The organism is Paraburkholderia sp. SIMBA_030 (genome assembly GCF_046535245.1).
Taxonomy (GTDB): domain Bacteria; phylum Pseudomonadota; class Gammaproteobacteria; order Burkholderiales; family Burkholderiaceae; genus Paraburkholderia.
Genome location: NZ_JAWRXB010000083.1, coordinates 1 through 523 on the forward strand (window position 1 = coordinate 1; position 523 = coordinate 523).

Below are 523 nucleotides of genomic sequence, written 5' to 3' on the forward strand. Positions count from 1 at the left end.
GCGAACCCGAGCGCCCGATACCCCATCATGCCTCACGTGCGCCCCGTATTGCGAACGGCCTTCGCGAGGCGCTTACGGATGAAAGCACAATGATGGACCTGATTCGTTTGGGTGATGATACCGACCACGGTGGCAAGGTCATCACTGCATCGCAGTCAATGATGGACGGGGGCCGCTTTGTTGCCCACAAGGGTGACGAGGTGTCGTGTCCACGCCATCCTGAGGTCAAGCCGAACCTCATCATGGAAGGCGACGAAGCAATGCTGGATGGCGACGCTCCGATTGCGCGCCACTGGCACAGGGCCACATGCGGTTGCCATCTGATTTCGAGCCTGCTGGCGTGAGGGGGTTTTTCCGGTTCTGGCGCAAAGGTAAGGAGTAGCAACGCACCGTCGAACTTGATGCCTACATCATCCGTTATCCGCGCCGGTAATTCTTGAGGGAGTCCTCATGTTCAATCCGCTTCAATCGCGCACGCTGGGCATTTCCGGTGCGGCACTGCCCACCTGGGCGGGTGGCCCGG

Annotated in this window: 1 protein-coding gene; it reads left to right on the top strand. The window is 60.0% G+C overall.

Features of this window, described 5'->3' with window-relative positions; genetic code table 11:
- Window positions 1-89: 89 nt before the first annotated feature.
- Window positions 90-344: a PAAR domain-containing protein gene (locus SB772_RS39115; protein ID WP_410838402.1), complete on the top strand. Its 255-nt coding sequence runs from the start codon at window positions 90-92 to the stop codon at window positions 342-344.
- Window positions 345-523: the final 179 nt, after the last annotated feature.

What these genes read in the sequence shown, in the direction of transcription:
- SB772_RS39115 (WP_410838402.1), top strand. Translation starts at nt 90, where the DNA reads ATGATGGACCTGATTCGTTTGGGTGATGATACCGACCACGGTGGCAAG.